This window comes from Mesorhizobium zhangyense (assembly GCF_011045115.1).
Lineage (GTDB): Bacteria > Pseudomonadota > Alphaproteobacteria > Rhizobiales > Rhizobiaceae > Mesorhizobium_M > Mesorhizobium_M zhangyense.
Map to the genome: position 1 here is coordinate 365,178 of NZ_JAAKZG010000006.1, position 26,099 is coordinate 391,276.

General features: G+C 63.5%; 23 protein-coding genes and 1 pseudogene. 10 read left to right on the forward strand and 14 right to left on the reverse strand.

Going from position 1 to position 26,099, the window contains the following annotated elements:
- Positions 1-91: 91 nt before the first annotated feature.
- Positions 92-1,063: a small ribosomal subunit Rsm22 family protein gene (locus G6N74_RS17380; RefSeq protein WP_165119190.1), complete on the reverse strand. Its 972-nt coding sequence runs from the start codon at positions 1,061-1,063 to the stop codon at positions 92-94.
- Positions 1,064-1,072: 9 nt separating this feature from the next.
- The gene (locus G6N74_RS17385) at positions 1,073-2,335 is read right to left on the reverse strand and encodes an Hsp70 family protein (protein ID WP_165119191.1); all 1,263 of its coding nucleotides are present in this window, start codon (positions 2,333-2,335) and stop codon (positions 1,073-1,075) included.
- Between the two features lie 185 nt (positions 2,336-2,520).
- Here G6N74_RS17385 and G6N74_RS17390 point away from each other — a divergent pair, with 185 nt between their 5' ends.
- Both G6N74_RS17390 and murJ read left to right on the forward strand, forming a co-directional pair.
- Positions 2,521-5,325, forward strand: a complete 2,805-nt coding sequence (locus tag G6N74_RS17390; RefSeq protein WP_165119192.1) for a [protein-PII] uridylyltransferase — start codon at positions 2,521-2,523, stop codon at positions 5,323-5,325.
- Positions 5,326-5,491: 166 nt separating this feature from the next.
- On the forward strand, positions 5,492-7,078 hold the full coding sequence (gene murJ, locus G6N74_RS17395) for a murein biosynthesis integral membrane protein MurJ (protein WP_165119193.1): 1,587 nt from the start codon (positions 5,492-5,494) through the stop codon (positions 7,076-7,078).
- 338 nt (positions 7,079-7,416) lie between these two features.
- Here the strand turns inward: murJ and G6N74_RS17400 are convergent, their stop codons facing one another.
- From G6N74_RS17400 to G6N74_RS17415, 4 genes and pseudogenes are all read right to left on the reverse strand, one after another.
- Complete coding sequence (locus G6N74_RS17400; RefSeq protein WP_165119194.1) at positions 7,417-7,731, reverse strand: HigA family addiction module antitoxin; 315 nt, start codon at positions 7,729-7,731, stop codon at positions 7,417-7,419.
- Positions 7,706-7,979, reverse strand: a pseudogene (locus G6N74_RS17405) (type II toxin-antitoxin system RelE/ParE family toxin). Before G6N74_RS17405 ends, G6N74_RS17400 begins: the two are co-directional and overlap by 26 nt.
- Positions 7,980-8,042: 63 nt before the next feature.
- Positions 8,043-8,450, reverse strand: a complete 408-nt coding sequence (locus G6N74_RS17410; protein ID WP_312857886.1) for a type II toxin-antitoxin system VapC family toxin — start codon at positions 8,448-8,450, stop codon at positions 8,043-8,045.
- Positions 8,447-8,692 carry a type II toxin-antitoxin system VapB family antitoxin gene (locus G6N74_RS17415; RefSeq protein ID WP_165119195.1) on the reverse strand — a complete coding sequence of 82 codons (246 nt, stop codon included), beginning with the start codon at positions 8,690-8,692 and terminating at the stop codon, positions 8,447-8,449. Before G6N74_RS17415 ends, G6N74_RS17410 begins: the two co-directional genes overlap by 4 nt.
- Positions 8,693-8,875: 183 nt before the next feature.
- Here G6N74_RS17415 and trpS point away from each other — a divergent pair, with 183 nt between their 5' ends.
- From trpS to G6N74_RS17430, 3 genes are all read left to right on the forward strand, one after another.
- Positions 8,876-9,943, forward strand: coding sequence for a tryptophan--tRNA ligase (gene trpS, locus G6N74_RS17420; protein WP_165119196.1), 1,068 nt, complete (start codon positions 8,876-8,878; stop codon positions 9,941-9,943).
- 144 nt (positions 9,944-10,087) lie between these two features.
- Positions 10,088-10,579 carry a universal stress protein gene (locus G6N74_RS17425; RefSeq protein ID WP_165119197.1) on the forward strand — a complete coding sequence of 164 codons (492 nt, stop codon included), beginning with the start codon at positions 10,088-10,090 and terminating at the stop codon, positions 10,577-10,579.
- Positions 10,580-10,685: 106 nt separating this feature from the next.
- Positions 10,686-11,261 carry a NifU family protein gene (locus G6N74_RS17430; protein ID WP_165119198.1) on the forward strand — a complete coding sequence of 192 codons (576 nt, stop codon included), beginning with the start codon at positions 10,686-10,688 and terminating at the stop codon, positions 11,259-11,261.
- Positions 11,262-11,430: 169 nt separating this feature from the next.
- On the opposite strand, the gene G6N74_RS17435 is transcribed toward G6N74_RS17430, so the two are convergent.
- Positions 11,431-12,051 carry a L,D-transpeptidase gene (locus G6N74_RS17435; RefSeq protein ID WP_165119199.1) on the reverse strand — a complete coding sequence of 207 codons (621 nt, stop codon included), beginning with the start codon at positions 12,049-12,051 and terminating at the stop codon, positions 11,431-11,433.
- Positions 12,052-12,218: 167 nt separating this feature from the next.
- Entirely contained in the window at positions 12,219-13,142 is a 924-nt protein-coding gene (locus tag G6N74_RS17440) for a BstA C-terminal domain-containing protein (protein WP_165119200.1), read from the reverse strand.
- A 280-nt stretch (positions 13,143-13,422) separates the two neighbouring features.
- On the opposite strand from G6N74_RS17440, the gene G6N74_RS17445 reads away from it, so the two are divergent.
- On the forward strand, positions 13,423-13,923 hold the full coding sequence (locus tag G6N74_RS17445) for an MmcB family DNA repair protein (protein WP_091911657.1): 501 nt from the start codon (positions 13,423-13,425) through the stop codon (positions 13,921-13,923).
- Between the two features lie 224 nt (positions 13,924-14,147).
- Here the strand turns inward: G6N74_RS17445 and G6N74_RS17450 are convergent, their stop codons facing one another.
- The 6 genes from G6N74_RS17450 to G6N74_RS17475 form a co-directional block, all read right to left on the reverse strand.
- Positions 14,148-14,711 (reverse strand): ActR/PrrA/RegA family redox response regulator transcription factor, encoded by a 564-nt coding sequence (locus G6N74_RS17450; RefSeq protein WP_091911768.1) that lies wholly within the window; start codon positions 14,709-14,711, stop codon positions 14,148-14,150.
- A gap of 113 nt (positions 14,712-14,824) precedes the next feature.
- The gene (locus tag G6N74_RS17455) at positions 14,825-16,150 is read right to left on the reverse strand and encodes an ActS/PrrB/RegB family redox-sensitive histidine kinase (RefSeq protein ID WP_165119201.1); all 1,326 of its coding nucleotides are present in this window, start codon (positions 16,148-16,150) and stop codon (positions 14,825-14,827) included.
- Between the two features lie 39 nt (positions 16,151-16,189).
- Positions 16,190-18,805: an ATP-dependent helicase HrpB gene (hrpB, locus tag G6N74_RS17460; RefSeq protein WP_165119202.1), complete on the reverse strand. Its 2,616-nt coding sequence runs from the start codon at positions 18,803-18,805 to the stop codon at positions 16,190-16,192.
- The gene (locus G6N74_RS17465) at positions 18,802-19,449 is read right to left on the reverse strand and encodes an ATP-binding cassette domain-containing protein (RefSeq protein ID WP_165119203.1); all 648 of its coding nucleotides are present in this window, start codon (positions 19,447-19,449) and stop codon (positions 18,802-18,804) included. Before G6N74_RS17465 ends, hrpB begins: the two co-directional genes overlap by 4 nt.
- Positions 19,450-19,465: 16 nt before the next feature.
- Complete coding sequence (locus G6N74_RS17470) at positions 19,466-21,145, reverse strand: ABC transporter permease (RefSeq protein ID WP_165119204.1); 1,680 nt, start codon at positions 21,143-21,145, stop codon at positions 19,466-19,468.
- A gap of 313 nt (positions 21,146-21,458) precedes the next feature.
- Positions 21,459-22,679, reverse strand: a complete 1,221-nt coding sequence (locus G6N74_RS17475; protein WP_165119205.1) for an ABC transporter substrate-binding protein — start codon at positions 22,677-22,679, stop codon at positions 21,459-21,461.
- A 246-nt stretch (positions 22,680-22,925) separates the two neighbouring features.
- On the opposite strand from G6N74_RS17475, the gene G6N74_RS17480 reads away from it, so the two are divergent.
- The 4 genes from G6N74_RS17480 to G6N74_RS17495 form a co-directional block, all read left to right on the forward strand.
- Positions 22,926-23,633: a DUF1045 domain-containing protein gene (locus G6N74_RS17480; RefSeq protein ID WP_165119240.1), complete on the forward strand. Its 708-nt coding sequence runs from the start codon at positions 22,926-22,928 to the stop codon at positions 23,631-23,633.
- A 1-nt stretch (position 23,634) separates the two neighbouring features.
- A complete protein-coding gene (locus G6N74_RS17485) occupies positions 23,635-24,774 on the forward strand; it encodes an alpha-D-ribose 1-methylphosphonate 5-triphosphate diphosphatase (RefSeq protein ID WP_165119206.1) in 1,140 nt (379 codons plus the stop codon).
- Positions 24,771-25,397, forward strand: a complete 627-nt coding sequence (gene phnN, locus G6N74_RS17490) for a phosphonate metabolism protein/1,5-bisphosphokinase (PRPP-forming) PhnN (RefSeq protein ID WP_165119207.1) — start codon at positions 24,771-24,773, stop codon at positions 25,395-25,397. Before G6N74_RS17485 ends, phnN begins: the two co-directional genes overlap by 4 nt.
- Before the next feature lie 263 nt (positions 25,398-25,660).
- Positions 25,661-26,099, forward strand: a 439-nt coding sequence (locus G6N74_RS17495) for a hypothetical protein (protein WP_165119208.1), incomplete at its 3' end; no start/stop codon positions are given.

Sequence of the window (26,099 nt, forward strand, 5' to 3'; positions counted from 1 at the left end):
CCCCTACGAAGTGGGGGAGAGGTGGCGCGCGAAGCGCGACGGAGAGGGGGAAGCACACAACTGACAAGGGTTCGGCTTATGATGTCCGAGCCTACTCACCCCACATCCCATCGCCCCAGTCCAACTTCCGCGCCGCCTTGAACGCTGCACCCTCGCGGCGCGTTACCACCCGATCCGCAACCGTCCCATCCGCCTCGCACAGCTTCAGCCGAACCATGCCGCTGCTCGCCTGCGGCGGAGCCAGCACGCGCGCCTCCAGCGCATCAGCCGGCACACGCGATGCAGCGACAACAATATACTTCTCGTCCTCCCACGGCACCTCTCCGCCCTTGGCAAGGCGGTGCAGACGCGAGCGGGCGACGCGGCGGGAGAAGTGGCACCAGTCGGGCGCGACCAGCGGACAGGCGGCCTGATGTGGACAGGGGGCGGCCAGATACGCACCGGCTTCGATCAGCCGCGAGCGGACGCGCAATATGCGCTGCCAGCCGGCTGGCGTGCCCGGCTCGACGATGATCAGCGTGCCGATCGTCAGGCTCCACAGCCGGTCGATAAGCGCATCGATCTTCGCCGGATCGAGCTCGTCCAGCACATAGGCGAGCGTCACCAGATCAGCGGCATTCAAATCGCGCAGACCGCCGCCGACATCGGCAGCGATATAGCGCGCGGCAGTCGGTGCAGCATGACTGGCAAGCCCGGCACCGACGGCACGAATGGCCGGGCTAGTCTCGACCAGAACCGCCTCTTCCAGGCCGTCCCAACAGTCGCGCGCCGCCCAGAATGCCGTGCCGGGACCGGCACCGACGTCGAGCAGGGTTTTGGGCGAAAAGTTCGGCAGGCTTTGCGCCACCATATCCATGCTGGCGCGGACAGCGGCAAAAGTCGCCGGCAGCCGTGTCGCCAGATAGGCTTTTGCCGCGAGATCGTCGGAAAGGTGCAGCCGGCCGTCGCGCGTCTCGGCGCGATAACGGCGCGACAGCGTATCCGCCGCCTGCTTCAGCTTCGGCAGCGGGATGCCTTCCAGCAGCTGATCGACCGCCTGCCGCAGCGGCGCGGGAAGTTCCATACTTGCCTCTCAGGCGGTGCCGAATTTGCGTGTCGCGTCGAGCGCGAGGCCGAGCCCGACCGAGCCGAACATATCGCCTTCCACCACCGTTGCACCCGGAAAAAGCGCAAGCACGCTCTGCTTGAGCAGCGGTATCCCGGTCGAGCCGCCGGTGAGGAACAGCGTGGTGATCTGCTCCGCCCTCACCCCGGCGTCCTCGAGCGTTCTCGACACCGTGTCGGTGACGCGGCCCACTGCCTCCTCGATCGCGCGATCCAACCCGATGCGCGTCATCGGCACGCTCAGCGTCTCGTGGGTCAGGCGAATGTCCATCATCGTCTCAGCGCTGTCGGTCAGTTCGATCTTGGCCCGCTCGACCTTGCTGGCCAGAGCATGGCCCTGCCTGTGGCTGACGATGTCGATCATGCGCTCGACCAGTTCGGGCCGCGCCGCCTCGTAACGGATCTGGCGCAGATCTGTCGCAGCCTTGGCGGTGTAGAGCTGGTTGATACGCTGCCAGGTGGCCAGGTCGAAGAAATAGCCGGCGGGCAGGTTGCGCTTGCCGTCCTTGGTCTGCGTTTTGTAGCCGAGCTCCGGCATCAGATGCGCCATGGACAAGAGCCGGTCGAAATCGGTGCCGCCGATATGGACGCCGGTGTTGGCCAGGATATCGTCCTTGCGGTCGGCCGCCCGAGCGCGCTCGGGCGAAACGCGCACGATGGAAAAGTCCGACGTGCCGCCGCCGATGTCGATAATCAGCGCCAGTTCCTCGCGGGTTACGCTCTGCTCGTAGTCGAGGGCGGCTGCGATCGGCTCGAACTGGAAGGCGATGTGCTGGAACCCTTGCGCGCGGGCGGCCTTTTCGAGCTGGCCCTGCGCGTCACGGTCGGCTGCCTCGTCGTCATCGACGAAATGCACCGGCCGCCCGAGCACGACGCTGCCGACTTCGCCATCGGCGGCGTGTTCCAGACGCTGTTTGAGATAGCCGACGAAGGTGCCGATGATGTCGGAGAACGCGAGATAGCGTGCCTTGATGCGGGTCTTTTCGTGGATGAGGGACGAGCCGAGCACGCTTTTCAGCGCACGCAGCAGGCGGCCTTCGGCATGTTCGGTATAGTCCGCGATGGCGCGGCGGCCGAAATAGGTGCCGTTGTCCTCGAAATTGTAGAAGACCGCGCTCGGCATCGTCACATGCTCGTTCTCCAACCGCACGAGCCGCGGCCGGCCCTGCTCCATGACGCCCACCGTCGAGTTGGACGTGCCAAAGTCGATGCCACCGCTGATCGGTTTCATGGGGTGCTTCCTTGTCTTTGATTGCGGCCGCGGCGCGGGGAGACAGGCGGTTACACAAGGCGGGCGACAATGTCGAGGCTGCAAGCCGGTTTTTTTGCTTGCCCCGCCACGATTTCGCACCCCATACCCACATAAGGAAAAACGCGGTATAGACGCCGCCCGGAAAGCGAGTCTTCTACTCACACATGGCAAAGATTCCCCTCAAGCTCGAAGAGATGGTCGACGGCGAAACCCTGCGTCGGAACCTGACGGCCTTGACTGCCGAGACCGGCGGCGACGGCTCGTCGCTGGCGGTGCGCGGCAAGGTGCTGCAGCTGCTGAAGGAGACGAGCGTTGCAGGGCGCGCGGTCGCCGAAAAGCTGCTGATGGAGGATGGCGGCGGCACGGCCTGTGCGGCGCGGATTTCCCATCTCATGGACGAGATCATCCGCGCGCTCTACGATTTCGCCGTCACCCATGTCTACCGCGCCAAAAACCCGTCATCGGCCGAGCGCATGGCGGTGGTGGCCGTCGGCGGCTATGGCCGCGGCACGCTGGCGCCCGGCTCCGACATCGATCTCCTGTTTCTCCTCCCCTACAAGCAGACGCCGTGGGGCGAGCAGATCGTCGAGTATATGCTCTACATGCTGTGGGACCTCGGCCTGAAGGTCGGCCACGCCACCCGCAACATCGAGGAATGCCTGCGCCTGTCGCGCGGCGACATCACCATCCGCACCGCCATCCTCGAAGCCCGCTTCATCTGGGGCGAGGAAAAGCTGTTCAACGAACTGCTTTCGCGCTTCGACAAGGAAGTGGTGAAGGACACCGGCCCCGAATTCGTCCAGGCCAAGCTTGCCGAGCGCGACGACCGCCATGCCAAGGCCGGCGAAAGCCGCTATCTCGTCGAGCCCAACGTCAAGGACGGCAAGGGCGGCCTGCGCGACCTGCAGACGCTGTTCTGGATCGGCAAATACTTTTATCGCGTCCGCAATGGCGACGAGCTGATCGATCAGGGCGTCTTCACCCGTGCCGAATACAACCAGTTCCTCAAGGCCGAGGATTTTCTCTGGGCGGTGCGCTGCCACATGCATTTCCTGACCGGCAAGGCCGAGGAAAGGCTGCATTTCGACATACAGCGCGATATCGCCGAACGGCTCGGCTACACAAGCCATCCCGGCCTGTCGGCGGTCGAGCGCTTCATGAAGCACTACTTCCTCATCGCCAAGACCGTCGGCGACCTGACGCGCATCTTCTGCGCCGGGCTGGAAGAGGAGCAGGCCAAGCATGTGCCGGGCTTCAACCGCATCTTCCTGACCTTCTCGCGCCGGCGCCGCAAGCTTGCCGGCACCACCGACTTCATCGTCGACAATCACCGCATCAACGTCGCCGACGACCATGTCTTCGAGCGTGACCCGGTCAACATGCTGCGCCTGTTCTGGTTCGCCGACCGGCACGGGCTGGAATTCCATCCCGACGCGCTGAAGCTTCTGACGCGCTCGCTGTCGCTGGTCGACAAGAACCTGCGCCGCAACAAGGAAGCCAACCGGCTGTTCCTCGATATCCTGACCTCGGACCGCAACCCCGAACTCAATCTGCGCCGCATGAACGAGGCCGGCCTGCTCGGCAAGCTGATCCCGGATTTCGGCCGCATCGTCGCGATGATGCAGTTCAACATGTATCATCACTACACGGTCGACGAGCATCTGCTGCGCTGCATCGGCGTGCTGTCGGAAATCGAACGCGGCGACGGCGAGAAAATCCATCCGCTGTCGCACTCTCTGATGGCGGGGCTGAAGAACAAGCGCGAGGCGCTCTACGTCGCCGTGCTGCTGCACGACATCGCCAAGGGCCGTCCCGAGGATCATTCCGAGGCCGGCGCACGGATCGCCCGCCGTCTCTGCCCGCATATGGGGTTGTCGGCCGCCGACACCGAGACCGTGGCCTGGCTGGTGGAAAACCACCTCGTCATGTCGATGACGGCGCAGACCCGCGACCTCAACGACCGCAAGACGATCGCCGATTTCGCCGACCTGGTGCAATCGGTCGAGCGCATGAAGCTGCTGCTGATCCTGACGGTTTGCGACATTCGCGGCGTCGGGCCGGGCGTGTGGAACGGCTGGAAGGGCCAGTTGCTGCGCACGCTCTATTACGAGACCGAGTTGCTTCTGACCGGCGGATTTTCCGAAGTGTCGCGGGCGCAGCGCGCCGGACAGGCGCGCGAAAGACTTGCGGAGGCCCTTGCCGACTGGCCGGAGAATGAGCGCAAGCGCATCGTCGGGCTGCCTTACGAGAACTACCTTCTGGCCGTCGATCTCAAGGATCAGGTGCGGCACGCCCAGTTCATCCGCGAGGCCGATGCGGCACAGAAAAAGCTCTCTACCATGGTGAAAACCCATGAATTCGAGGCGGTGACCGAAATCACCGTTCTGGCGCAGGACCATCCCCGCCTGCTTTCGGTGATTGCGGGTGCATGTGCTGCCGCCGGCGGCAACATCGTCGACGCACAGATCTTCACCACCTCCGACGGGCGGGCGCTGGACACGATCCTTATTTCCCGCGAATTCGACCGTGACGAGGATGAGCGCCGCCGCGCCGAGCGCGTCGGCCGGCTGATCGAGGACGTGCTATCCGGCAAGAGCTGGCTGCCGGAAATGATCGAGAAGCGGACCAAGCCGAAGCGTGGCGCCAAGGCCTTCCGCCGCGAGCCGCGCGTCGATATCCGCAACACGCTTTCGAACCGCTTCACCGTCATCGACGTGTCGGGACTTGATCGCCCCGGCCTGCTGTCGGAAATCACAGGCGCGCTGTCCGACCTGTCGCTGGACATTGCGTCGGCGCACATCACCACTTTCGGCGAGAAGGTGATCGACACCTTCTATGTGACCGACCTGACTGGCCAGAAGATCGATAACCCGACCCGGCTCCAGACCATCCGCACCAGGCTGATCGCCACGCTCGGCGGCGAGGCTGCCGTCCAGCGCGCCGCCAAGGCCAAGGCAGCAGCGGAATGAGGGCCGCGCCGCTATTCTCCCCCCTCGAGGGGGAGATGTCGCCAAAGGCGACAGAGGGGGTCGGCTCATGCCGCGCCCGGCGCAAAGGAACGTCGAGCGCAGCCGCACTGACCCCACCCGCCCGCTACGCGGCCACCCTCCCCGCGAGGGGGAGGGTGACCACCCCATGAGCCTCATCAAGAAATTCGCCACCGTCGCGTCTGGAACGCTGATGAGCCGGGCTTTCGGCTTCATCCGCGAGATGCTGATGGCCGCCGCCATCGGCACCGGGCCGATTGCCGATGCCTTCTATGCCGCCTTCCAGTTTCCCAACACGTTTCGCCGGCTGTTTGCCGAAGGCGCTTTCAATGCAGCCTTCGTGCCGCTCTTCGCCAAGGAGATCGAGGCCAACGGAACCGAAGGCGCCAAGCGCTTTTCGGAAGAAGTCTTCGGTGTCCTGTTCACCGCATTGCTGGCGCTGACCATCGTCATGGAACTGGCGATGCCGCTGCTGGTGCGTTTCGTGATTGCGCCGGGCTTTGCTGACGACGCGCAGAAATACGATCTCACCGTGGCGCTCGCCACCATCATGTTCCCCTATCTCATCTGCATGTCGCTGGCGGCGATGATGAGCGGCATGCTGAATTCGCTGCGCCGCTATTTCGCTGCCGCGATCGCCCCGGTCTTCCTCAATTTCATCCTCATCGGCGTGCTGGCCAATGCCTGGCACAAGGGCCATGACGGCCTGACCGTCGGCTATGCGCTGTCCTGGGGCGTGCTGGCGGCAGGACTGGTGCAGCTCGCCATCGTCTGGATCGCCGTGCGCCATGCCGGCATCTCGATCGGCTTTCGCCGCCCGCGCCTGACACCCAACGTCAAGCGCCTGCTGATCCTCGCACTGCCCGCCGCAATCACCGGCGGCATCACCCAGATCAACCAGCTCATCGGCACAGCCATCGCTTCCGGGCAGAACAGCGCCGTCTCCTCGCTGGCGCTGGCCGACCGCGTCTACCAGCTGCCGCTCGGCGTCGTTGGCGTCGCGGTCGCCATCGTGCTGCTGCCCGAACTGGCGCGCGCCCTGAAGTCGGGCAATCTCAACGAGGCATCGAACCTGCAGAACCGCTCGGTCGAGTTCACGCTGTTCCTGACCTTGCCGGCGACGGCCGCCCTGCTGGTCATGTCGGAACCCATCGTGCGCGTTCTCTACGAGCGCGGCCAGTTCGCCGCCACCAACAGCACGCCGACCGTGGCGGCGATCCTTGCGATCTTCGGCCTCGGCCTGCCGGCCTTCGTGCTGATCAAGGCCTTCACGCCCGGCTATTTCGCTCGCGAGGACACACGCACGCCGATGATATTTGCGGCGATCTCGGTGGCGGTGAACATCGCTGTCGCGCTGACGCTGTTTCCCGAAATGGGGGCGCCCGGTATCGCGGTTGCCTCGGCAATTGCCGGCTGGGTCAATGCGGCCATGCTCTTCGGCGTGCTGATCAGGCGCGGTCACTGGGGCACCGACATTCCGCTGTTGACCCGCATCCCGAGGCTGGTGCTGGCGGCGGTCGTGATGGGCTTTGCGCTTTATTTCGCCATACAATGGCTCGCGCCCTACCTCGCCTCCTCCTCGCCGGTCTACACGCAAGCCGCGACGCTTGCCGTTCTGGTCGGCGTCGGCACGCTCATCTACTTCATCGTCGCTTTCGGGACCGGCGGCGCCGATATCGGCATGCTGCGGCGGAGTATCAAACGGGGTCAGAAGAAGGTAGAAAATCGCGACTGACACCTCGCCACTACGACCTAGCCCCGTTATGCTTCTTGCATGAAGGGGTGGCTGAAGAAATTAGACGATTGGATTTCAATATATGGCATTAGCCTAGCCGGGGCTTTCTTTATTGCGATTGGCGTAGCTACCGCCTCGATTGAAGTTCTGACCGGAACGTATCAGATGTGCCGTCGCGGGGGATATCTCTGTGCCGAACAGGTCGCCGACGGCATATGGTTTTATTTAGCAGCTTTGTTGCATGGATGCGTATGGGCTGGGATGGGTATAGCCATCCTCATAACCGAGAGACGAAAGCGCAATTCGTCATAAGCCGCAAGGGTTTTGCTGGATAGGCCTCACGTAGCGCGCGGCTGGATCTTTGCAAGTTCGTCACCGAGCCGGCGCTTTTGCTCCATGAGCTCGAAATCATGCTGAAGACCGAGGAAAAACCCTTCCGACATGCCGAAATAGCGGGCCAGCCGCAGATCGGTATCGGCAGTCACCGCCCGCTTGCCCAGGACGATCTCGTTGATCCGACGCGGCGAAACGCCGATGGCGCGCGCCAGCGCATTCTGGCTCAGATGCATAGGCTCCAGGAACTCGGACAGCAGGATCTCGCCGGCATGCGGATTGTGCAGATGCTCGTCAGTGGTAATCGGTGATTTCGACATCGCTCGGCTGCCCTTCCTTCCAGTGGAAACCACTGCTCGTTGATCCTGATCGAGAACTGCCCTTTCCGATCTCCCTTCAGGGCTTCAAGCCGGTTGCCTGGCGGCACCCGCAGATCGTCGAGCTGACGCGCCTGATTGATGAGCCTCAGTTTGATCAGCGCCTTGTTCTGGATATCGGGCGGCAACCTACGGCTTCGCAGACCATTCCATATCTTCTCTGTCTCGGGATCAGCGAAGCTTGCAATCATCACCCAATGTATAACGCATAACGTTATAAGGTGCAACGCAAAGGCGGAAACTCGACCGCGACGCTACGGAACCGTCTCCAGATCCGTAAGCCGGAACTCGTCGGCCGTGGATAGCATTGGGGCGGCGTAATATCTGGCACAGGCGTAGTGGAAGCAGTCGGCCATGTTGAGGCGAATGGCGTTGCTGCGGAAGCGCGATGCCGCTTCGACGGACAAGGATATCGACTCCTCGCCAGGCGGAAGCTCCCTAACCGCAATCCCGCGCTCTTCCAGAAACCGCGTGACGATCTTCGCGCTTTGATCGACCGGCACAGCAAGCTTCTCCGGGCGCGAAAGCGCCATCGCGGCTTCCCAGACGGCAATCGCAGAGGTGAAGGGGTCGGTTGCTCCGACTATCGCGTCCGCGCAACGGCGAGCCTCCATCTCGTCACTGAGGATTGCCACTATCGCGGCGGCATCGATGAACATCATTCCTCGCCGGACAATTCGTCATAGACCGAGCGCGGCAGCGGCTTTCGCGCCTCGTCGCTCAGTTCGATCCCGAACTCGGCCCTAAGCCTTGCTGCTGTGTCGAGGGGGCTTTCGCTGTTGCGCCGGCGTGCCAGCGCCTCGGTCATGGCGATGACGATAGCTTCGGTAAGGCCGACGCCCTCCATCTGCGCGAAGGTCCGCGTCAGCTTGTCGGCATCCTTGTTGGTGATGTTGATCGTCATGCTACACACCTCTTTCTCTATATAGCTCAATCTATATGGAATTACCAACATGGTAAGTTTTGAGCCGTTTCTGTTCTGCGCTCTTGAAGTCGCATCTTGATCGCGCCCGCGCCTTCGTTCATAAGCGCGCATCGATTTTCGCCGCGCGCGAAACGGCCCTCCACAAGCCACGAGGAACACATAATGACCGCCTTCAAGCCGCTCGTCTTTTCCGGTGTCCAGCCGACGGGCAATCTCCATCTCGGCAACTATCTCGGCGCCATTCGCCGCTTCGTCATGCTGCAGGACAGCCATGACTGCATGTACTGCGTCGTCGACCTGCACGCGCTGACCATCGCGCCCGATCCGGTCGAGCTGATGAAGGCGACGCGCGAAGTGACCGCGGCGTTCCTCGCCGCCGGCATCGACGCGAAGAAGCACATCGTCTTCAACCAGAGCCGGGTGATGCAGCATGCAGAGCTGGCCTGGGTGTTCAACTGCGTTGCCCGCATGGGCTGGCTGAACCGAATGACCCAGTTCAAGGAAAAGGCCGGCAAGGACCGCGAGAACGCTTCGGCGGGCCTGTTCGTCTATCCGAGCCTGATGGCTGCCGACATCCTCGTCTACCGCGCCACCCATGTGCCGGTGGGCGACGACCAGAAGCAGCATCTGGAACTGACGCGCGACATCGCCCAGAAGTTCAACAACGACTATTCCAACCGCATCGCCGATCTCGGCGTCGGCGTGGAGATGATGTCGGGCGAGGAGAAGGTGAACGGCTTCTTCCCGCTGACCGAGCCGCTGATCGAGGGACCGGCGCCGCGCGTCATGTCGCTGCGCGACGGCCTGAAGAAGATGTCGAAATCCGACCCGTCCGACCTGTCGCGCATCAACCTGACGGACGACGCCGAGACGATCTCCAAGAAGATCCGCAAGGCCAAGACCGATCCCGAGGGCCTGCCGTCGGAAGCCGATGGGCTGAAGGGCCGGCCGGAAGCCGAAAACCTCGTCGTGCTCTACGCCGCCCTTGCCGAGACCAGCAAGGACCAGGTGCTCGCCGAGTTCGGTGGCCAGCAGTTTTCCGCTTTCAAGCCGGCACTTGCCGATCTTGCGGTGGCCAAGCTTGCGCCGATCGCCACCGAGATGCGCCGCATTTCGGCCGACACCGCCTATATCGACAGTGTCCTGAAAGACGGCGGCGAGCGCGCCGGCAAGCTTGCCGAGACCACCATGAAGACGGTGCGCGAGATCATCGGGCTCGTCAGCAGCTGACGAGCCGCCTGCGCCTTGCTTCCAAACCGTCATGTGATCCCCGAAATGTCAGCAGCATTTCGGGGCCATATGCTGGCGCTTGCCGATAACGGGCGCGAATGGCAGATTGCGCCGAAACAGGCTTTCCCGCGATAGGGTTGGAAAATGGTCTCTAAACGTCTCAGCCGGGAAGCCGGACACCGGCGCAAATTCCTCGCGATCATCGACGACACGCCCGAATGCGAGCGCGCCGTGGCCTACGCCTCGCGCCGCGCGAAAAGCACCGGCGGCGTGGTCGTGCTGCTCTACGTCATCGAGCCCGGCGATTTCCAGCACTGGCTTGGCGTCGAGAAGATCATGCGCGACGAGGCGATGGCCACGGCGAAGGCAGCGCTCGACACCTATGCGGTGAAGGTGCGCGAGACGCTGGGCATCGAGCCGGAACTGGTGGTGCGCGAGGGCAAGCCCGCCGAAGAGATCCACCTTTTGATTGAAGAGGACCAGGATATCGCCATTCTGGTGCTGGCAGCGGGTGCGGCCAAGGAAGGCCCGGGGCCGCTGGTCGCGTCGATCGCCGGCAAGGGTGCGGCCTTCCCCATTCCGGTCACCGTCGTGCCGCAGAATCTTTCCGACGAAGACCTTGAAAGCCTGGCCTAAGCAAATCATCTGTCCGGCAGGGCTGCCGCCGACCGGTTTTGCTTGAATGTCGCCGGCATAAAGCCTATTTAGAATTATTCCAAACTATACGCACGGAGATGCGGCCATGTTCATCCAGACCGAGGCGACCCCCAATCCCGCCACGCTGAAATTCCTGCCCGGCAAGGAAGTCCTGCTCGACGGCACGGCCGATTTCCGCGATGCGGACGCCGCGCGCGAGGCTTCGCCACTGGCCGGCCGCCTGTTCGACATTCCGGGCGTGACCGGCGTGTTCTTCGGCTATGACTTCGTCACCGTCACCAAGGACGGCCCGGACTGGCAGCACCTGAAGCCGGCAATCCTCGGCGCAATCATGGAGCATTTCATGTCTGGCGCGCCGGTGATGGCCGTCGGCGGCCAGGCGGCCACCGACAAGGCCGACCAGAGCGGCGAGTTTTTTGGCGAGGAAGACACAGAGATCGTTGCGACAATCAAGGAACTGCTCGACACGCGGGTTCGCCCGGCCGTGGCGCAGGATGGCGGTGACATCACCTTCCGCGGCTATGAGAACGGCACCGTGTTCCTGCACATGAAGGGCGCCTGCGCCGGCTGCCCGTCATCCACCGCGACGCTGAAGCACGGCATCCAGAACCTGCTACGCCATTTCGTGCCAGAGGTTCAGCAGGTCGAGCAGATCAGCTGATTTTTGGCCGCTTCGGGCACGCATTTCTGACGCACCAAACAAAAAACCGGGCCAAAAGCCCGGTTTCCTGTTTTTGGACGTCCGTGTTGCCGAGACGGTCCGTGTGCAGTCTGTCGCCACTTTCACCATCCGAAAAGCCTGCAACTTTCCGGACGGCCCCCTAACTAGATTAGAGCACCACCACCTTCGCGCCGACCTCGGCACGGTTGTAGAGATCGATGATGTCCTGGTTCATCAGGCGAATGCAGCCCGATGACATGGCCTTGCCGATGGAGAACCATTCCGGCGTGCCATGCAGCCGATAGCCGGTGTCGCCACCCTTGTTGAACAGATAGAGCGCACGCGCACCGAGCGGATTGGTAATCCCCGGCGGCATACCCTGGCGCCACTTGGCGAGTTCAGGCTGGCGGCCGATCATCTGCGAGGGCGGCGTCCAGACCGGCCATTCGCGCTTCAGCGCCACGCGCGCCGAGCCTTTCCATTCAAACCCTTCGCGGCCGACGCCGATGCCGTAGCGCATCGCCTTGCCTTCCGGCAGCACGAAGTAAAGAAACTTGTTGTTCGTATCGACGACGATCGTGCCGGGCGTTTCCGCCGTATCATAGCGCACGACCTGGCGATGGAACTGCTTGGGAACCTTGTAGATCGGGATCGTCGGAAGCTGGTAGCCTGCGTCGGTGCGCGTGCCATAGTCGCCGGAGAAAGTCCTGAGCCCGCCGTCGAAAGTACAGCCTGCCAGAGCTGTCGTCAGCGCCAGGGCTGCCGCGACGAAAAGTGGTTTCATGCGCATGAATAAATCCGCTGCTCCAACCCGACCACGCCAGCCCGATTCGGGCCGCATTTTCGCCTTCATTCTTAACGGGCGTTTTTAACCATTGCCAAGAGGCTGGTCCTGCCAGTGTGGGCATGACGCACGGGTAAGTTGAGGCTGTGGCGCTTTTGCAACAGAAGTGGCGCCTATTTTTTGCCAGCGATCTTCTTCGGCTCGTACAGCGCCGCAATCTGTTCTGCGTTATTCATGCCGCCCGAAAGGGCATTTGCCTTTCTCAATATGTATGATGGGTATTTAGTCAGCAGATATTCATGCTTGAACCACCGCCTGAATTCGGCCAGTGCGCTATCAGGATATGCCCACGGCAGTTGCGGATTGCTAACCGACTGCGGGTAGTAGTTGGGATAGTTATGCTCAAACTTGATACGAGCATCGTGGTCTTCGCTAAGACCGCTGTCGTCCCAGTGCTTGCTCCAGCACTTGCCGACGCTGATATCCGGGATTGTCTTGTCGTTGACGGGCAGCCCGGCTCGGATGAGATCAACTACCATGCCCGTGGTTTCCTTGAAGACTATGAAATAGCCGTCCGGCGAACTGTCTTGCAGTATGGACACACGGTCATTGAAATAGACCCACTTGTCGGCCGGCCTGTATCCAAGGGCATCATAGATGAATTGATTTAGGCCATATCGAGCAAGTTTGCGGAAATTCCGTTGCGCGGTGTCGTTCGTTCTTTGAGCCTCGAAGGCGAAGAACTCAATGAAGGCCATGCAGACGATCTCGGGATAAGCATAATGAGTGGACCCATTGTGCTCTATTTCCATGTAGAGGGCCGGATCATCATAGCCCGCTTGCCTAAGATAATCAGAGAAATAGAGCGCCCGTCCGCGCTGAAAGTCGAGACCGAAGTTGTCTTCCCACTCTTTGGAAATTTCCTGGATCGTAGAACGGGCCGCACCACAGATTGCAGAAAGTCCGCGTTGCGTGAGATAGGTCATGCCGTTTTCGAGCACGCCCATTTCAATGCCGTTTACGTCGCGCTCCATCTCGATTCCAAGGTCGAGTTTGAGTTGTTTGTGGGCGGCCGGAACTTGAGGTGACTTTACCATTAAGCCATTGATCCTTTTAACAAATTGGGTGGCCGGACTTTAAGGAATCAGCAACCCATGATTCGCATTACCCGAAGGTAACACAACCGCAGCGATTCCTAATGTAGGGAGCGCTTCCGTACCCAAGTTTCGCAGATCAAAACGAGAACACCCAACCTTATGGAAAGCAGGCCGTTCTGGTCGCGGCGTTTTTATAATGAAGGGGGATTAGGTTTGTTAACATATAGTCGCTTCATTAAAATGGGTTCAAAACGAGAACATTCGGTGGCATGCTAGGCGCATGCCTATTGTCCTGCCGATTCCCGTCAATCCGCTTGTCGATGGCCGCCAGTCCGAGCGCGCGATGATCGTGCGGCGGGGTGTGCAGCGGCTGTTGATGCAGATGGGCATGCATGTGCTGCCCGAACTGTCGCTGGCGACCGGGCGGCGCGCCGACCTCGTCGCGCTGACGCGGCAGGGCGATATCTGGATCATCGAGATCAAGTCGTCGATCGAGGATTTCCGCGTCGACCGCAAATGGCCGGACTACCGGCTGCATTCGGACCGCTTCTTCTTCGCCACGCATCCGGACGTGCCGGCCGAAATCTTTCCCGAGGAATGCGGCTTTATCCTCTCCGACGGCTATGGCGCGGAGATCATGCGCGACGCGCCCGAGCACCGCATGGCGGCGGCGACGCGCAAGGCGTTGATGCTGCGCATTGCGCGGGCCGGTGCGGCGCGGCTGCTGGCGGCGGAGCTTGCGGGTGTTTCGGTGCCGGCGCTTGAGGGTGAGAGTGAGTAGAAGTTCTCGCGGGAGCGATGGTTCTGCACCGCCGCCCCCCTCTCCGTCTCGGCTTCGCCGATCCACCTCTCCCCCATTTCATGGGGGCGAGGAACCCAAGTCCTGCAAAGTTGCGACCTCGGCGAGTGCCGGTTCCTCGCCCCTGCGAAGCGGGGGAGAGGTGGCGCGCGAAGCGCGACGGAGAGGGGGTTCTTGAGGCCGTCAGTTGCTAAGCGCTAAACGGCCTACCGCGGCGCGCGCTTGGCCAGTATCCGCTGCAGCGTACGCCGGTGCATGTTGAGCCGCCGTGCAGTCTCAGACACGTTGCGCTCGCACATCTCGTAGACGCGCTGGATATGTTCCCAGCGCACGCGGTCGGCCGACATCGGATTTTCCGGCGGGGCGGCGCGCTCGCCGCCGGTGCGGGTGAGGGCTGCAAAGACGTCGTCGGCATCGGCCGGCTTCGACAGATAGTCGATGGCGCCGAGCTTCACCGCCGTCACGGCGGTGGCGATATTACCATAGCCGGTGAGGATGATGGTGCGGGCGTCGTCGCGCTTCTCGCGGATCGCCGCCACCACGTCGAGGCCGTTGCCGTCGGCCAGCCGCATGTCGACCACGGCATAGGCCGGGGCATGGGCGCGCGCCTTGGCGACGGCTTCCTCGACGCTCTCGGCGGTCTCGACCTGAAAACCGCGTGTTTCCATCGCGCGGGCCAGTCGGGTCAGAAACGGCTTGTCGTCATCCACGATCAGCAGCGAGGTGTCGCCGCCGGTAATGCTGCCATCAACTGTTTCTTCCGCGATCATCATCGTCCATCCATCTTATTTTTCAGCGAATATAAGCGTCAAATGCCTGTTTTTCCAGCATGAAGCCGCTTTGCGCCTGCGTCTCTTCGAAACAGGCTTATTTCGCTCGGTCTCTAAGCGGTATCAAACATCGAGGACGACGCCGACCCGGGATTCAAAAACACCTCGCGCGGCCAGTCGATCTGTACCACAGCGCCCTTGCCGCGCTCATTGGCGTTGTAGAAGGCAAGCGTGGCGCCGGAGCGTTCCAGCAGCGTCTTGGCGATGAACAGGCCGAGCCCGAGGCCGCCGCCCGACTCCGGCCCCTGGCGGGTCGACATATAGGGCTCGCCGATACGGTCTATGATCTCGGGCGGAAAGCCCGGCCCGTCATCGACGATCTCGAAAACGACGCTGCGGTCATCCCAGCGCCAGCGGATGGTGACGGCGCTGGCGGCAAAATCGACGGCGTTCTCGACCAGATTGCCGAGCCCGTAAATGACGCCCGCATTGCGGCGGCCGACCGGCTCCGCGCCGACGCGCTCGCCCGGTTCCAGCTTTATCGAGATGCCAAAATCGCGATGCGGCGCGATCACCTCCTCGACCAGCGAGGTCAGCGGCAGCCGCGCCAGATGCTCCTCGCTTTCCGACGACAGGCTTGTTAGACGCTTGAGGATCTGGCGGCAACGCTCGCTCTGCGATCGCAGCAGCGTCACATCCTCATGGAACTTCGTATCCTTGCCGAGCGCGCGTTCCATCTCCTTGGCCACCAGCGCGATGGTTGCCAGCGGCGTGCCGAGTTCGTGCGCGGCAGCAGCGGCAAGCCCGTCCAGCGCCGACAGGTGCTGCTCGCGCTGCAGCACCAGTTCGGTGGCGGCGAGCGCGTTGGCCAGTAGCCGCGCCTCCTCGGCGACGCGCCAGGCGTAAATGGCGGTGAAGGCGATGCTGGACATGACCGCCGTCCACATGCCGGCGACATAGACGAAGGGCATCGCCAGTTCAGCACCTGCCGTCCACGGCAGCGGCAGATGAACGAAGACGAGAGCCGTCGCCATCGCCATGACGAAGCCGCCAAGCAGCGCGGTCATGCGCAGCGGCAGCGAAGTCGCCGAAATGACCACCGGAACCGTCATCAGCAGCGAGAACGGGTTGGTCAGGCCGCCTGTCATGTAGAGCAGGCCGGCAAGCTGGAGCGCGTCGAAAGTGAGGATGCCGAGTGCTGCCAGCGGCTGCAGCCGGTGTGCGGACGGAAAGCGGAAGGTCAGCAGCAGATTGAGCCATGCCGAACAGGCGATCAGCGCAAAGCACAGGCTCACCGCCAACGGGTAATCGAGCCAGTAGGCGACGAAGACGACGGTGACGCTCTGGCCGATGATCGCCAGCCAGCGCAGGCGGATCAGTGTGTTCAGCCTCAGCCGATGGGTCTGCTGGAAATCGGGCGTTTGCAGCTTCTTGATCATGCCGGCTTTATGCGCTGGAGAGGCGTTGTGCGCCAAGCGCTATTTGACGCGGGGTTTTGCCCGCGCGGTGGCTGCCGTGGTCAACGGATCGTCGGGCCAGACATGCTTAGGATAGCGCCCGCGCATATCGGAGCGTACGTCGGCCCAGGAGCCGCGCCAGAAGCCGGGCAGGTCGCGCGTCGTCTGGATCGGCCGATGCGCCGGCGACAGCAGTTCCAGCGTCAGCGGCACCGTGCCGTTGGCGATGGAAGGGTGCTTGTCCAGCCCAAACAGTTCCTGCACGCGGATCGCCAGAACCGGCCACTCGCCCTCATAGTCGATCGGCACATGGCTGCCCGAAGGCGCATCGAAATGCGTCGGGGCAAGTGCTGAGATTTTCCGTTGCAGGTCGTGTGGCACCAGCGACATCAGTCCGGCCTGAAGCACGCTCGACGGGATGCGCGCGAAATTCGCCTCGCCGATCAGGAAGGGCAGCAGCCAGTCGTCCAGCGCGGCAATCAGCGCCTCGTCGGAGACATCCGGCCAAGGCGCGCCGAGGCCCTGATGCAGCCATTGCAGGCGATGGCGCAGGATTTCCGCTTCCTTGCCCCAGTTGAGCAGCGACAGCCCATGCTCGCGCAGCGCGTCGATGATGGCGCGGTCGGCATCCGCACCCGTTGGTGGCGGCAGCATGCGTTCCGAAAGAAGGATCGCGCCGAGCCGCACGATCTCGCGCACCCGCACGGCGCGTTTGTCGCGGTCGAAGGCCGTCTCCAGTCTCTTCTCGATGCGGTGGCCGAGCGCGGCGCGAATATCGGCTTCCGAGACCGGAGCGGCGGCGGCAATGCGCGCGTTCTGGGCCTTGCCCTGCAGGTCGGCGACGACAAGGAAGGTTTCGCCGGCCAGCGGATCGGCGGCATCGAGCGCCGCGCCGCTGCCATTGGCAAGGACAAACCGCCCGCGCTCGCCGCGCGCCTTGGCGACGCGATCGGGCCAGGCGTGGAGGAGGAGAGCGCCGGCGGAAGTTGCGCCTGATTGCCCCTCACCCTTACCCTCTCCCCGTGAAGTACGGGGAGAGGGGGGCGTCAGCGTTGCGGCAGTCCTTCTTTTCCCTGCAAGCGGGAGGGGTGACGGATCCAACGTTGACGACCCCCTCTCCCCGTTCTTCACGGGGAGAGGGTAAGGGTGAGGGGCGACTTTTGCATTTGCCGCGGCCCGCGCCAGCCGCTCCGCCAATTGCCGCGCCGCAGTCGCCCTCGGCGATCTCTCGCCGCGAAACCGCGATAGCCGCCGCTCCAGATCAGCGCCATCGCCGCCAAGGCCGCGCTCGGTCAGGAGCACGGCGAGCTGGGCCGCCTCGCCGGCATGACCGTCGCTTGCCGCTTCCGCCACCATATGCGCCAGCCGCACCGGCAAAGCGAGCCTGCGCATCGCCTCGCCCGACGACGTCAGGCGACCGTCCGTATCGATGGCATCAAGTGCGCAGAGCAGCGCCTTGGCCTCGGCCAGTGCTGGCGCCGGCGGCGGGTCGAGAAAGCCGAGGCTTGCGAGGTCGGCAACGCCGAAGGCAGCGCAATCCAGCACGAGGCCGGAAAGATCGGCCTCAAGAATTTCCGGCGGCGTGAAGGCAGGCAATGCCGCCGTCTGCTCGGCCCGCCACAACCTGATCGCGACGCCCGGCTGGGTGCGCCCGGCGCGGCCGGCGCGCTGGTCGGCGGAGGCGCGGGAAACGCGCACCGTTTCCAGCCGCGTCAAGCCGCTTGCCGGCTCGAATTTCGGCAGGCGCGACAGGCCGGAGTCGATCACCACGCGCACGCCGTCGATGGTGATGGAAGTTTCCGCAATCGCCGTCGCCAGCACCACTTTGCGGCGGCCCGCCGGCGCGGGCTTGATCGCCGCGTCCTGCGCCTTGCCGTCGAGCATGCCGTAGAGCGGCACGATGTCGGTGTCGGCTCCTATGCGTCCCTCGAGCCGTTCGCGCGTGCGCTCGAGCTCGCGCTGGCCGGGCAGGAAGGCGAGCACGCTGCCGGGCTCATCCACCAGCGCCTCGCGGATCGTTTTCGCCATGGCATCCTCGACCGGCGTGCCGGCGGCGCGCTCCTGATAGCGGACATCGACGGGAAAGCTGCGGCCCTCGCTTTCGATCACCGGGGCCTCGCCAAGCAGCCGCGCGACGCGCGCGCCGTCCAGCGTCGCCGACATCACCAGCAGCCGCAGTTCCGGCCGCAGCGCGCCCTGCACGTCGAGCGCCAGCGCCAGTCCGAAATCGCCGTCGAGCGAGCGTTCGTGGAACTCATCGAAAATCACTGCCGAGACACCCGGCAGTTCCGGATCGTCGAGGATCATGCGCGCCAGAATGCCCTCGGTGACGACGAGGATTTTTGTCCGCGCCGTCTGCCGGCTTTCCATGCGCATGGCGTAGCCGACCGTGCCGCCCGGCTCCTCGCCGAGCAATTGCGCCATGCGCCGCGCGGCGGCGCGGGCGGCAAGCCGGCGCGGCTCCAGCAGCAGAATTTTTCCACCGCCCCGCCACGGCGCATCGAGCAGCGCCAGCGGCACCAGTGTCGTCTTGCCGGCACCGGGCGGCGCGACCAGCACGGCGCTTGAACCTTTGTCCAGAGCATCAAGCAGCGCCGGCAGCACTGCCGTGACGGGAAGTTCGGGCAAGGCAGTCATTGCGCATTCCCGATGCGGACGATCGACCCGCCAGCGGCTTCAGCGTCGGCCGCATCATGCGTCACCAGCACCACCGGCAGCGCACTATCGCGCGCCTTGGCAAAAACCAGTTCGCGCATTTGGCCGCGCAATTCGGCATCGAGCTTGGAAAAGGGTTCGTCGAGCAGCAGCATGCGCGGCGCCGACAAAAGCGCGCGCGCCAGCGCCACCCGCGCCTTCTGCCCGCCCGACAGGGTGTCTGGATCGCGTGCCGCCATGCCAGCAAGGCCGACGCCCTCGAGCGCTGCCTCGGCAAGCGCGTAGCGCGCCGCCTTGCCCTTCACACTTGCCGGAATGGCGAAGATGAGATTGCCGCCGACCGACATATGCGGAAACAGCAGCGGGTCCTGGAACAATATGCCGACATGACGGTCCTCTGCCGGCAGCGCCGTCAGCTCCAGCCCGTCTGAAAACACCTTGCCGGAGGCTTCGAAAGCCGGCGCAAGAAAACCGCCGATATAGGCAAGTAATGTCGACTTGCCCGAGCCGGACGGTCCCATCACCGTCAGCACTTCGCCGGGTGCGACGCTATGCGCCAGCGCCACGAGCCTGTGCCCGTTCAGCGCGATCGACACATCGTCCAGAAAGAGCCCGTTCTCGGCCATCACCCAACCGCTTGCTTCACACCCGCATGGCGCGGCGATGCCGGAATATCAGCGCCGGCAGGAGCGTGGCAACCGCAAAGCCGATCACGGGCAGCAGCATCTGGAGAAAGGCGTAAACGCCGATGATGCGGCGGTTGCCGCCGGAGGCCAGCGCCACCGCCTCGGTGGTGATGGTTTCGAGCCGGCCTGCGCCGATCAGCACGGTCGGCAGATACTGGCCGATGGAGACGGCGAAGCCGACGGCCGCCCCAACCAGAATGGCGCGCAGCATCATCGGCAGGCGGATGCGCAGGAGCGTCGAAGCACGCGATTTGCCAAGCCCCGCCGCCACCGCCTCGTAGCGCCGGTCGAAGGCGCGCCATGGGTCGCCCAGCGACAGGAAGACATAGGGCATGACGAAGACCAGATGCGCCAGCACCAGCGCCGGCAGGCTCGCCACCGTGCCGGTGCCGACGAAGATCAGCTGCAGTCCGAACAGGAACGCCGCCTGCGGCACCAGCAGCGGCAGGTAGATCAGGAACAGCGCGCGCCGGCCCGCCCTTTTGCCGGTCTCGTCCTCGCGGATCAGGCAAAGCAGCGTCAGCGCCACGGCAAGCAGCGTCGAGAGTGTCGCCACAAGCAGCGTCGTCGCAAGCGGTGCTGCAATGCGCGGCGCGGTTTTCATCCAGGCGTTGGCGGTAAAACTGTCGGGCAGCGCGTTGGGGAATTGCCACAGCCCGGCGAAGGACCAGAGGGCCAGCGTGGCAAGGCCGGCGAAGATCGCCAGTGCCGAGACAACCATTGCCGCCAAGGCCGTTCGTGCCAGCCATCTGTCGCGCCGGAAACGCAGGCCGCAATCGCGGATGTGGTCGCGCAGGGCCGCGCCGATGTGCTCAAGCCCGATCCAGATGATGATCGCCAGCGCCGTTATACACAGCTGCAGCAGCGCACCGGCCGACGCAAAGAAACGCATCGACAGTTCCGGGTCGCTCATCCAGCCGACCAGCCGCACCGCCAGCGGCGCCGGCGTCGTCGGGCCGAGGATGGCGGCGACATCGACTACAGACGACGAGAAGGCGATGACCGCGAATACGGCCAACCTGATCTGGCGGTAAAGCGGCGGCCACACGCCATGCACGAAGCCGGCAATGCGGCCATAGCCGAGCGAAGCCGACAGCGCCCGCGTGCGGGTAAGGTCGATCTGCGGCAGTGCCGCCAGCGCGATCAGGAGAAGAAAGGGTATTTCCTTGACGATCAGCCCCGCCATCATCGACAGGCCCATCGGATCGTTGACGATGAGCAGATCGGGCGGGCGCTGCCAGCCGGTGATTTCGGGCGAGATCAGCCGCGACATCATGCCCGACGGGGCGATCAGGAAGGCGAAGCCGAAGGCGGCGGCTGCATGCGGCACCGACAGCAGCGGCGAGATGAGATGCTGGATGCGCGAGAGGGCTTTCGTGCCTGCCCAGCCGGCGATGAACAGCGCGACGATGCCGAGCGAAACGGCGGCTGTGACGAGCCCGGCGGCAAGGCTGACCAGCGCCGACATCATGATGCCGGGGCGGCCAAGCAGTTCGGCAAAATGGTCGAGCGTGAATGCGGTTCCGCCGAGCGCCGGCAGATAGCCGAAGGCCGGCAGCAGCGTGCCGAGCAGGCCGGCGAGGATCGGGCCGGTAAGGAGGATCACCGCCAGCGGCGGGCCTAGGCGGGGGAGCATGGGACAGGTTCGGACGGCAACATTCCGCTCTGCTTCGCGGGAGAAACGCCCTCTGGAGAGCGAAGGGTTTCGCCTTGAACGCAACCCCCTCTCCGTCTCGGCTTCGCCGAGCCACCTCTCCCCCGCTTCGCAGGGGCGAGGAACCCAAGTCCTGAAATGTCGCGGCCTCGCAGAACCCAGGTTCCTCGCCCCCATGAAATGGGGGAGAGGTGGCGCGCGAAGCGCGACGGAGAGGGGGTAATAGCGGGAGCCTCACAGAGGACAGCAGCGCCATTACTGCAAATCGCAGTCACCACTAACCTCATCACCTTGTTCAATTCGCCGCGCCGTAGCGCTTCTTCCATTCCAGTTCCAGCCGCTCCATCCAGCTTGGATGCGGCTCGTCGATGGCGGGGCCAAGCTCATCCGGCTTCAGCGTCGCAACCCCAAGATCGAGCGCGTCGAAACGCGCCTTGTCCTCCGCATCGAGCTTCGACACCGCCAGCACGGTCGGGTCGCCCCAGACCTTCGGGTCCTGCTTGCGCGCCTGCGCTTCCGGCGAGATCAGGAAATCGGCCAGCACCAGCGCGCCGGCCTTGGCGGCGGCGTTGTAGGGGATGGCGACGAAATGGGTGTTGGCGAGCGTGCCCGCCGGGAAGGTGAAGGAGCGCACGGTGCCCGGCAGTTCGCCATTGGCGATGGCGCCCGAGGCTTCCGCCGGGTTGAAAGCGAAGATGATGTCGACCTCGCCATCGGCGAGAAGCTGCTTCATCGCCGGATAATTCTGCGGAAAGGCTTTTCCGCCGCGCCACAGCAGCGGGTTGAGCTCGTCGAGATAGGCAAACAGCGGCGCGGTCACCGCCTCGAAGGAAGCGTCATCCACCGGCTTCTGCAGCGCAGCGCGGTCGGTGACCAATTCCGACAATATCTGCTTGAGGAAGGATGAGCCGATGAAGTCCGGCGGCTGCGGATAGGAGAAGCGGCCTGGGTTTTTCCTGGCCCATTCCAGCAATTCCCTGGCCGATTTCGGCAGGCTCGCGGCATCGGTTTTGGCCTGGTCGTAGAAGAACACCAGCTTGGCCATGCCCCATGGGCTTTCCAGTCCATCGACGGGAATGGTGAAATCGGTGCGGATCGTCGGCTTGTCATCGGCGTCGACATATTTCCAGTTGGGCAGCTTTTCGGCCCAGCCCGGCGACATCAAAAGGTCCTGCCGCTTCATCGACGAAAAGTTCTCGCCATTGATCCAGATGAGATCGACCGTGCCGGTGTCATTGCGGCCGGTGGCCTTTTCGGCCACCACCTTGGCCACCGCATTGGCGGTATCGTCGAGCTTCACATGCACCAGCTTGACGCCATAGCGCTTCGCAATCTCGCTGCCTGCCCATTCGAGATAGGCGTTGATGTTTTCGGCGCCACCCCAGGCGTTGAAATAGACCGTCTCGCCTCTGGCCTCCTTGAGCACGTCGTCCCACTTCGCCGGATCGGGATCCTGGGCGAAAACCTGAAAGATCATGGCCGCGAGCGCGGCCGCAGCAAGCAAAAATCTTTTCATGGGCACCCCATCCTCCCCGGTCTTTTCGTCGCCGCGATTGAGCATTCTTGGCCAAACCGGGTCAATGCACGCTCGCCCGGCCAACGGTCACTTCGCTGTGACAGACGGTGCCGCCACAGCACCAGCGGCCGACAGCTTCTGGCTGATGACGCAAAGAAACTTGTCTGATATTACCGACAAATCAAAAAGCTTCGTCAATCCGTCATGCAAATCGCCTATGGCAGCGAGGCTGACCAGGACCATACGATGCGCTACGCCATTTACTTCACCCCCGGACCCGACGACGCGCTGACCCGCATCGCTGCCAATTGGCTCGGCCGCAACCCGTTTACGGGTGCTGCCAGCACCGCGCCGGCAACGTCGCTGCTGACGCCGACGGAAGTCGCCTTCCACACCGCAGCCGCCCGCCGCTACGGTTTTCACGCAACGCTGAAGGCGCCGTTCCGGCTCGCCGAGGGCGAGAGCGAAGCCTCGCTCGACAAGGCACTGGCCACTTACGCGGCAACCACCGAGCCAGTCCTGATCCCGCGTCTGGTGCTGGGCCAGATCGACCGTTTCTTCGCGCTCGTCCCGGGCGAAGTATCGCCCGAACTCAACCGCTTTGCCGGCGACGTGGTGGAAAAATTCGATCGCTTCCGCGCGCCATTGACCGACGCCGAGATCGAGCGCCGCAACCCCGACGCGCTGAGCCAGACGGAGTTCCGCAACCTCTGTCAGTGGGGCTACCCTTACGTGTTCGACACGTTCCGCTTCCACATGACGCTGACGGGCCGCGTCAGCGCCGAAGAAAGCCCAAAATTGCGTGCGACCATCGAAGAATTGTTCAGCAACGCCGTTGCTGCACCCTTTGCCATAGACGGGCTGGCCCTGTTCGTAGAGCGCGAACCCGGCGCACCCTTCATGGTGCATTCGTATCACGCGCTTGGCCGCATGCGCGAAAGAAAGACTGCTTGAAATGACCACCGAAACGACACTGACAAATGCCCGCATCGTGCTTGCCGACGAAATCGTCAACGGCTCGATCCTGATCCGCGACGGCAAGATCGCCGGCATCTCCGCCGGCCCGAGCGCCACTGGCGACGACATGCAGGGCGACTACATCATTCCCGGGCTGGTGGAACTCCACACCGACCATCTCGAAGGCCACTATGCGCCGCGCCCGAAAGTGCGCTGGAACCCGATCGCCTCGGTGCTTGCCCATGATGCGCAGGTCGCCACCGCCGGCATCACCACCGTGTTCGACGCGCTGCGGGTCGGCATGGATACAGATTCCGACATCAACGCCGCCGACATGCGCAAGCTCGCCGACGCGATCGAAGACAGCGTCGTCAACGACCGGCTGCGCGCCGACCACTTCATCCATCTGCGCTGCGAGGTTTCGGCGCCCGACTGCCGCGAGGCTTTCGCGCTTTTTGACGGCGACGAGCGGGTGAAAATGGCCTCGCTGATGGATCATGCGCCGGGCCAGCGCCAGTTCGCCAGCTTCGACGCCTATGCAGTCTACTATATGGGCAAGCTGAAGATGAACGAAGAACAGTTCCGCGCCTATTGCCAGAAGCGCATGGCGCAATCGGCCGAAAATTCCGCGCCCAACCGCGCCGCAATCGCCGAGGCCTGCAACGCGCGCGGCATCATCCTCGCCAGCCATGACGATGCGACAATCACCCATGTCGACGAGGCGATCTCGCAAGGCATTCGCGTCGCCGAATTCCCGACCACGATGGAGGCGGCGAAAGCCTCCAAAGGTGCGGGCCTTGGCGTGCTGATGGGCGCACCCAACGTCATGCGCGGCGGCTCGCATTCGGGCAATGTCTCGGCCCGCGCGCTGGCCGAGGACGGGCTGCTCGACATCCTCTCGTCCGACTACATCCCGTTCAGCCTGATCCAGTCGGCCTTCTTCCTTGGCGAAGTCGTCGATACGATCTCGCTGCCACAGGCGGTCGCCATGGTGTCGAAGACACCTGCCGAAGCCGTCGGGCTGAGCGACCGCGGCGTCATCGAGATCGGCCGCCGCGCCGACCTGGTGCGCGTGCGCGTCGACGAGCATGTGCCAGTGGTCCGCACGGTTTGGCGCGAAGGGCGCCGCGTCGCATGATGGTCTCAGCCCTCATCGAGCGTGAGCAGGCAAGCGCTGCTTTCCCGGTTCGCCATGGCGTCTTCATTGCCGTGGTCGGCCCGAGCGGCGCCGGCAAGGACACGGTCATTGCCTATGCGCGCGAGCATTTCGCCGGAGACGATACGGTTGCGTTCGTCCGCCGCGTCATCACCCGCCCCTGCGACGGCGCGACCGAAGACCATGATACGCTGGAAGACGCGGCATTCGTTGAAGCCGCGACTGAGGGCGCCTTCGCGCTTTCCTGGGAAGCGCATGGGCTGAAATACGGCATCCCGGCGAGCGTCGACGAGGCCATCGCCAACGGCCACATCGCCATCGCCAACGGCTCGCGCAATGCCATACCAGCCCTTCGCGAACGCTACGAGAATGTCGCCGTCGTCGAGATCACCGCGGCCCCCGAGATCCTGGCCGAGCGGCTGGCGGCACGCGGCCGCGAATCGCGCGGCGAGGTGATGGCGCGGCTGGCGCGCACGGTGAAGGTCGAACTCACCGGCCCCGGCATCTCGACCATCGACAATAGCGGCCCCAAGGAGATCGCCGGCGAACAGTTCGTCGCCATCATCCGCAAAGCGATCGCCTTCGCCGATGTCGGGCGGTTCTAGCACAACTCCTTTTGCTGATCGGGATCGGCCTCGCGCCGGTACCGCATACGCGTTCCCTGCGGCGGACGGTGGTTTGGATTTTCACAACAGGCGCGAGAGGCAATATTTCGCAAAATATACTTAAATGTATCAGGAATACGCACGTCAAAAAAAGTTAGTATAAATTTGTACTTCGGTGCTAATGTAGTTCATTATTTGGAAATCCACCCGCCAAACGAGTAAATCGACCAAGATCGATGTAACCGGCTATGGGATTACCGGAAATGTCCGAGGCGATGCATCCGCTGGCACCTCACTATCTGCCGGGGTTCATAACCGCTCCCGGGGAAACGGACGTTCTGTTCGTGGGCTCGGTTGTAGCCCTTGTCATCATAGTGCTCATGATCGGGAGCCTGTATTTCTGGCTCCATGCGTTGCCGGAGCGAATGGCTCACGGCGCCAGCAATCTGCAGTTCCAGTTGGTTGGGGTTCTGTCGTTGCTTGCGCTGTTCACCCACAACAACGCGTTCTGGGTCGCAGCATTGTTGCTTGCCTTCATTCCGATCCCTGACTTCTGGACACCGCTGGCCAACATGGCCGATTCTCTCGCGCGCATCGCCAATCGGAAGTCGCATTTAGCGTCTTCCGATGCTTCTTCCACGTCGCCGGCCGAGGACGCTGCAATCAGTTCGCCAGCCTTGGCTAGTCAGCCTCAACCAACGG

Bases quoted from the DNA above. Each gene is read 5' to 3' on its own strand.
- G6N74_RS17380 (WP_165119190.1), bottom strand. From the start codon at position 1,063: ATGGAACTTCCCGCGCCGCTGCGGCAGGCGGTCGATCAGCTGCTGGAA.
- G6N74_RS17385 (WP_165119191.1), bottom strand. From the start codon at position 2,335: ATGAAACCGATCAGCGGTGGCATCGACTTTGGCACGTCCAACTCGACG.
- G6N74_RS17390 (WP_165119192.1), top strand. From the start codon at position 2,521: ATGGCAAAGATTCCCCTCAAGCTCGAAGAGATGGTCGACGGCGAAACC.
- murJ (WP_165119193.1), top strand. From the start codon at position 5,492: ATGAGCCTCATCAAGAAATTCGCCACCGTCGCGTCTGGAACGCTGATG.
- G6N74_RS17400 (WP_165119194.1), bottom strand. From the start codon at position 7,731: ATGTCGAAATCACCGATTACCACTGACGAGCATCTGCACAATCCGCAT.
- G6N74_RS17410 (WP_312857886.1), bottom strand. From the start codon at position 8,450: ATGATGTTCATCGATGCCGCCGCGATAGTGGCAATCCTCAGTGACGAG.
- G6N74_RS17415 (WP_165119195.1), bottom strand. From the start codon at position 8,692: ATGACGATCAACATCACCAACAAGGATGCCGACAAGCTGACGCGGACC.
- trpS (WP_165119196.1), top strand. From the start codon at position 8,876: ATGACCGCCTTCAAGCCGCTCGTCTTTTCCGGTGTCCAGCCGACGGGC.
- G6N74_RS17425 (WP_165119197.1), top strand. From the start codon at position 10,088: ATGGTCTCTAAACGTCTCAGCCGGGAAGCCGGACACCGGCGCAAATTC.
- G6N74_RS17430 (WP_165119198.1), top strand. From the start codon at position 10,686: ATGTTCATCCAGACCGAGGCGACCCCCAATCCCGCCACGCTGAAATTC.
- G6N74_RS17435 (WP_165119199.1), bottom strand. From the start codon at position 12,051: ATGCGCATGAAACCACTTTTCGTCGCGGCAGCCCTGGCGCTGACGACA.
- G6N74_RS17440 (WP_165119200.1), bottom strand. From the start codon at position 13,142: ATGGTAAAGTCACCTCAAGTTCCGGCCGCCCACAAACAACTCAAACTC.
- G6N74_RS17445 (WP_091911657.1), top strand. From the start codon at position 13,423: ATGCCTATTGTCCTGCCGATTCCCGTCAATCCGCTTGTCGATGGCCGC.
- G6N74_RS17450 (WP_091911768.1), bottom strand. From the start codon at position 14,711: ATGATCGCGGAAGAAACAGTTGATGGCAGCATTACCGGCGGCGACACC.
- G6N74_RS17455 (WP_165119201.1), bottom strand. From the start codon at position 16,150: ATGATCAAGAAGCTGCAAACGCCCGATTTCCAGCAGACCCATCGGCTG.
- hrpB (WP_165119202.1), bottom strand. From the start codon at position 18,805: ATGACTGCCTTGCCCGAACTTCCCGTCACGGCAGTGCTGCCGGCGCTG.
- G6N74_RS17465 (WP_165119203.1), bottom strand. From the start codon at position 19,449: ATGGCCGAGAACGGGCTCTTTCTGGACGATGTGTCGATCGCGCTGAAC.
- G6N74_RS17470 (WP_165119204.1), bottom strand. From the start codon at position 21,145: ATGCTCCCCCGCCTAGGCCCGCCGCTGGCGGTGATCCTCCTTACCGGC.
- G6N74_RS17475 (WP_165119205.1), bottom strand. From the start codon at position 22,679: ATGAAAAGATTTTTGCTTGCTGCGGCCGCGCTCGCGGCCATGATCTTT.
- G6N74_RS17480 (WP_165119240.1), top strand. From the start codon at position 22,926: ATGCGCTACGCCATTTACTTCACCCCCGGACCCGACGACGCGCTGACC.
- G6N74_RS17485 (WP_165119206.1), top strand. From the start codon at position 23,635: ATGACCACCGAAACGACACTGACAAATGCCCGCATCGTGCTTGCCGAC.
- phnN (WP_165119207.1), top strand. From the start codon at position 24,771: ATGATGGTCTCAGCCCTCATCGAGCGTGAGCAGGCAAGCGCTGCTTTC.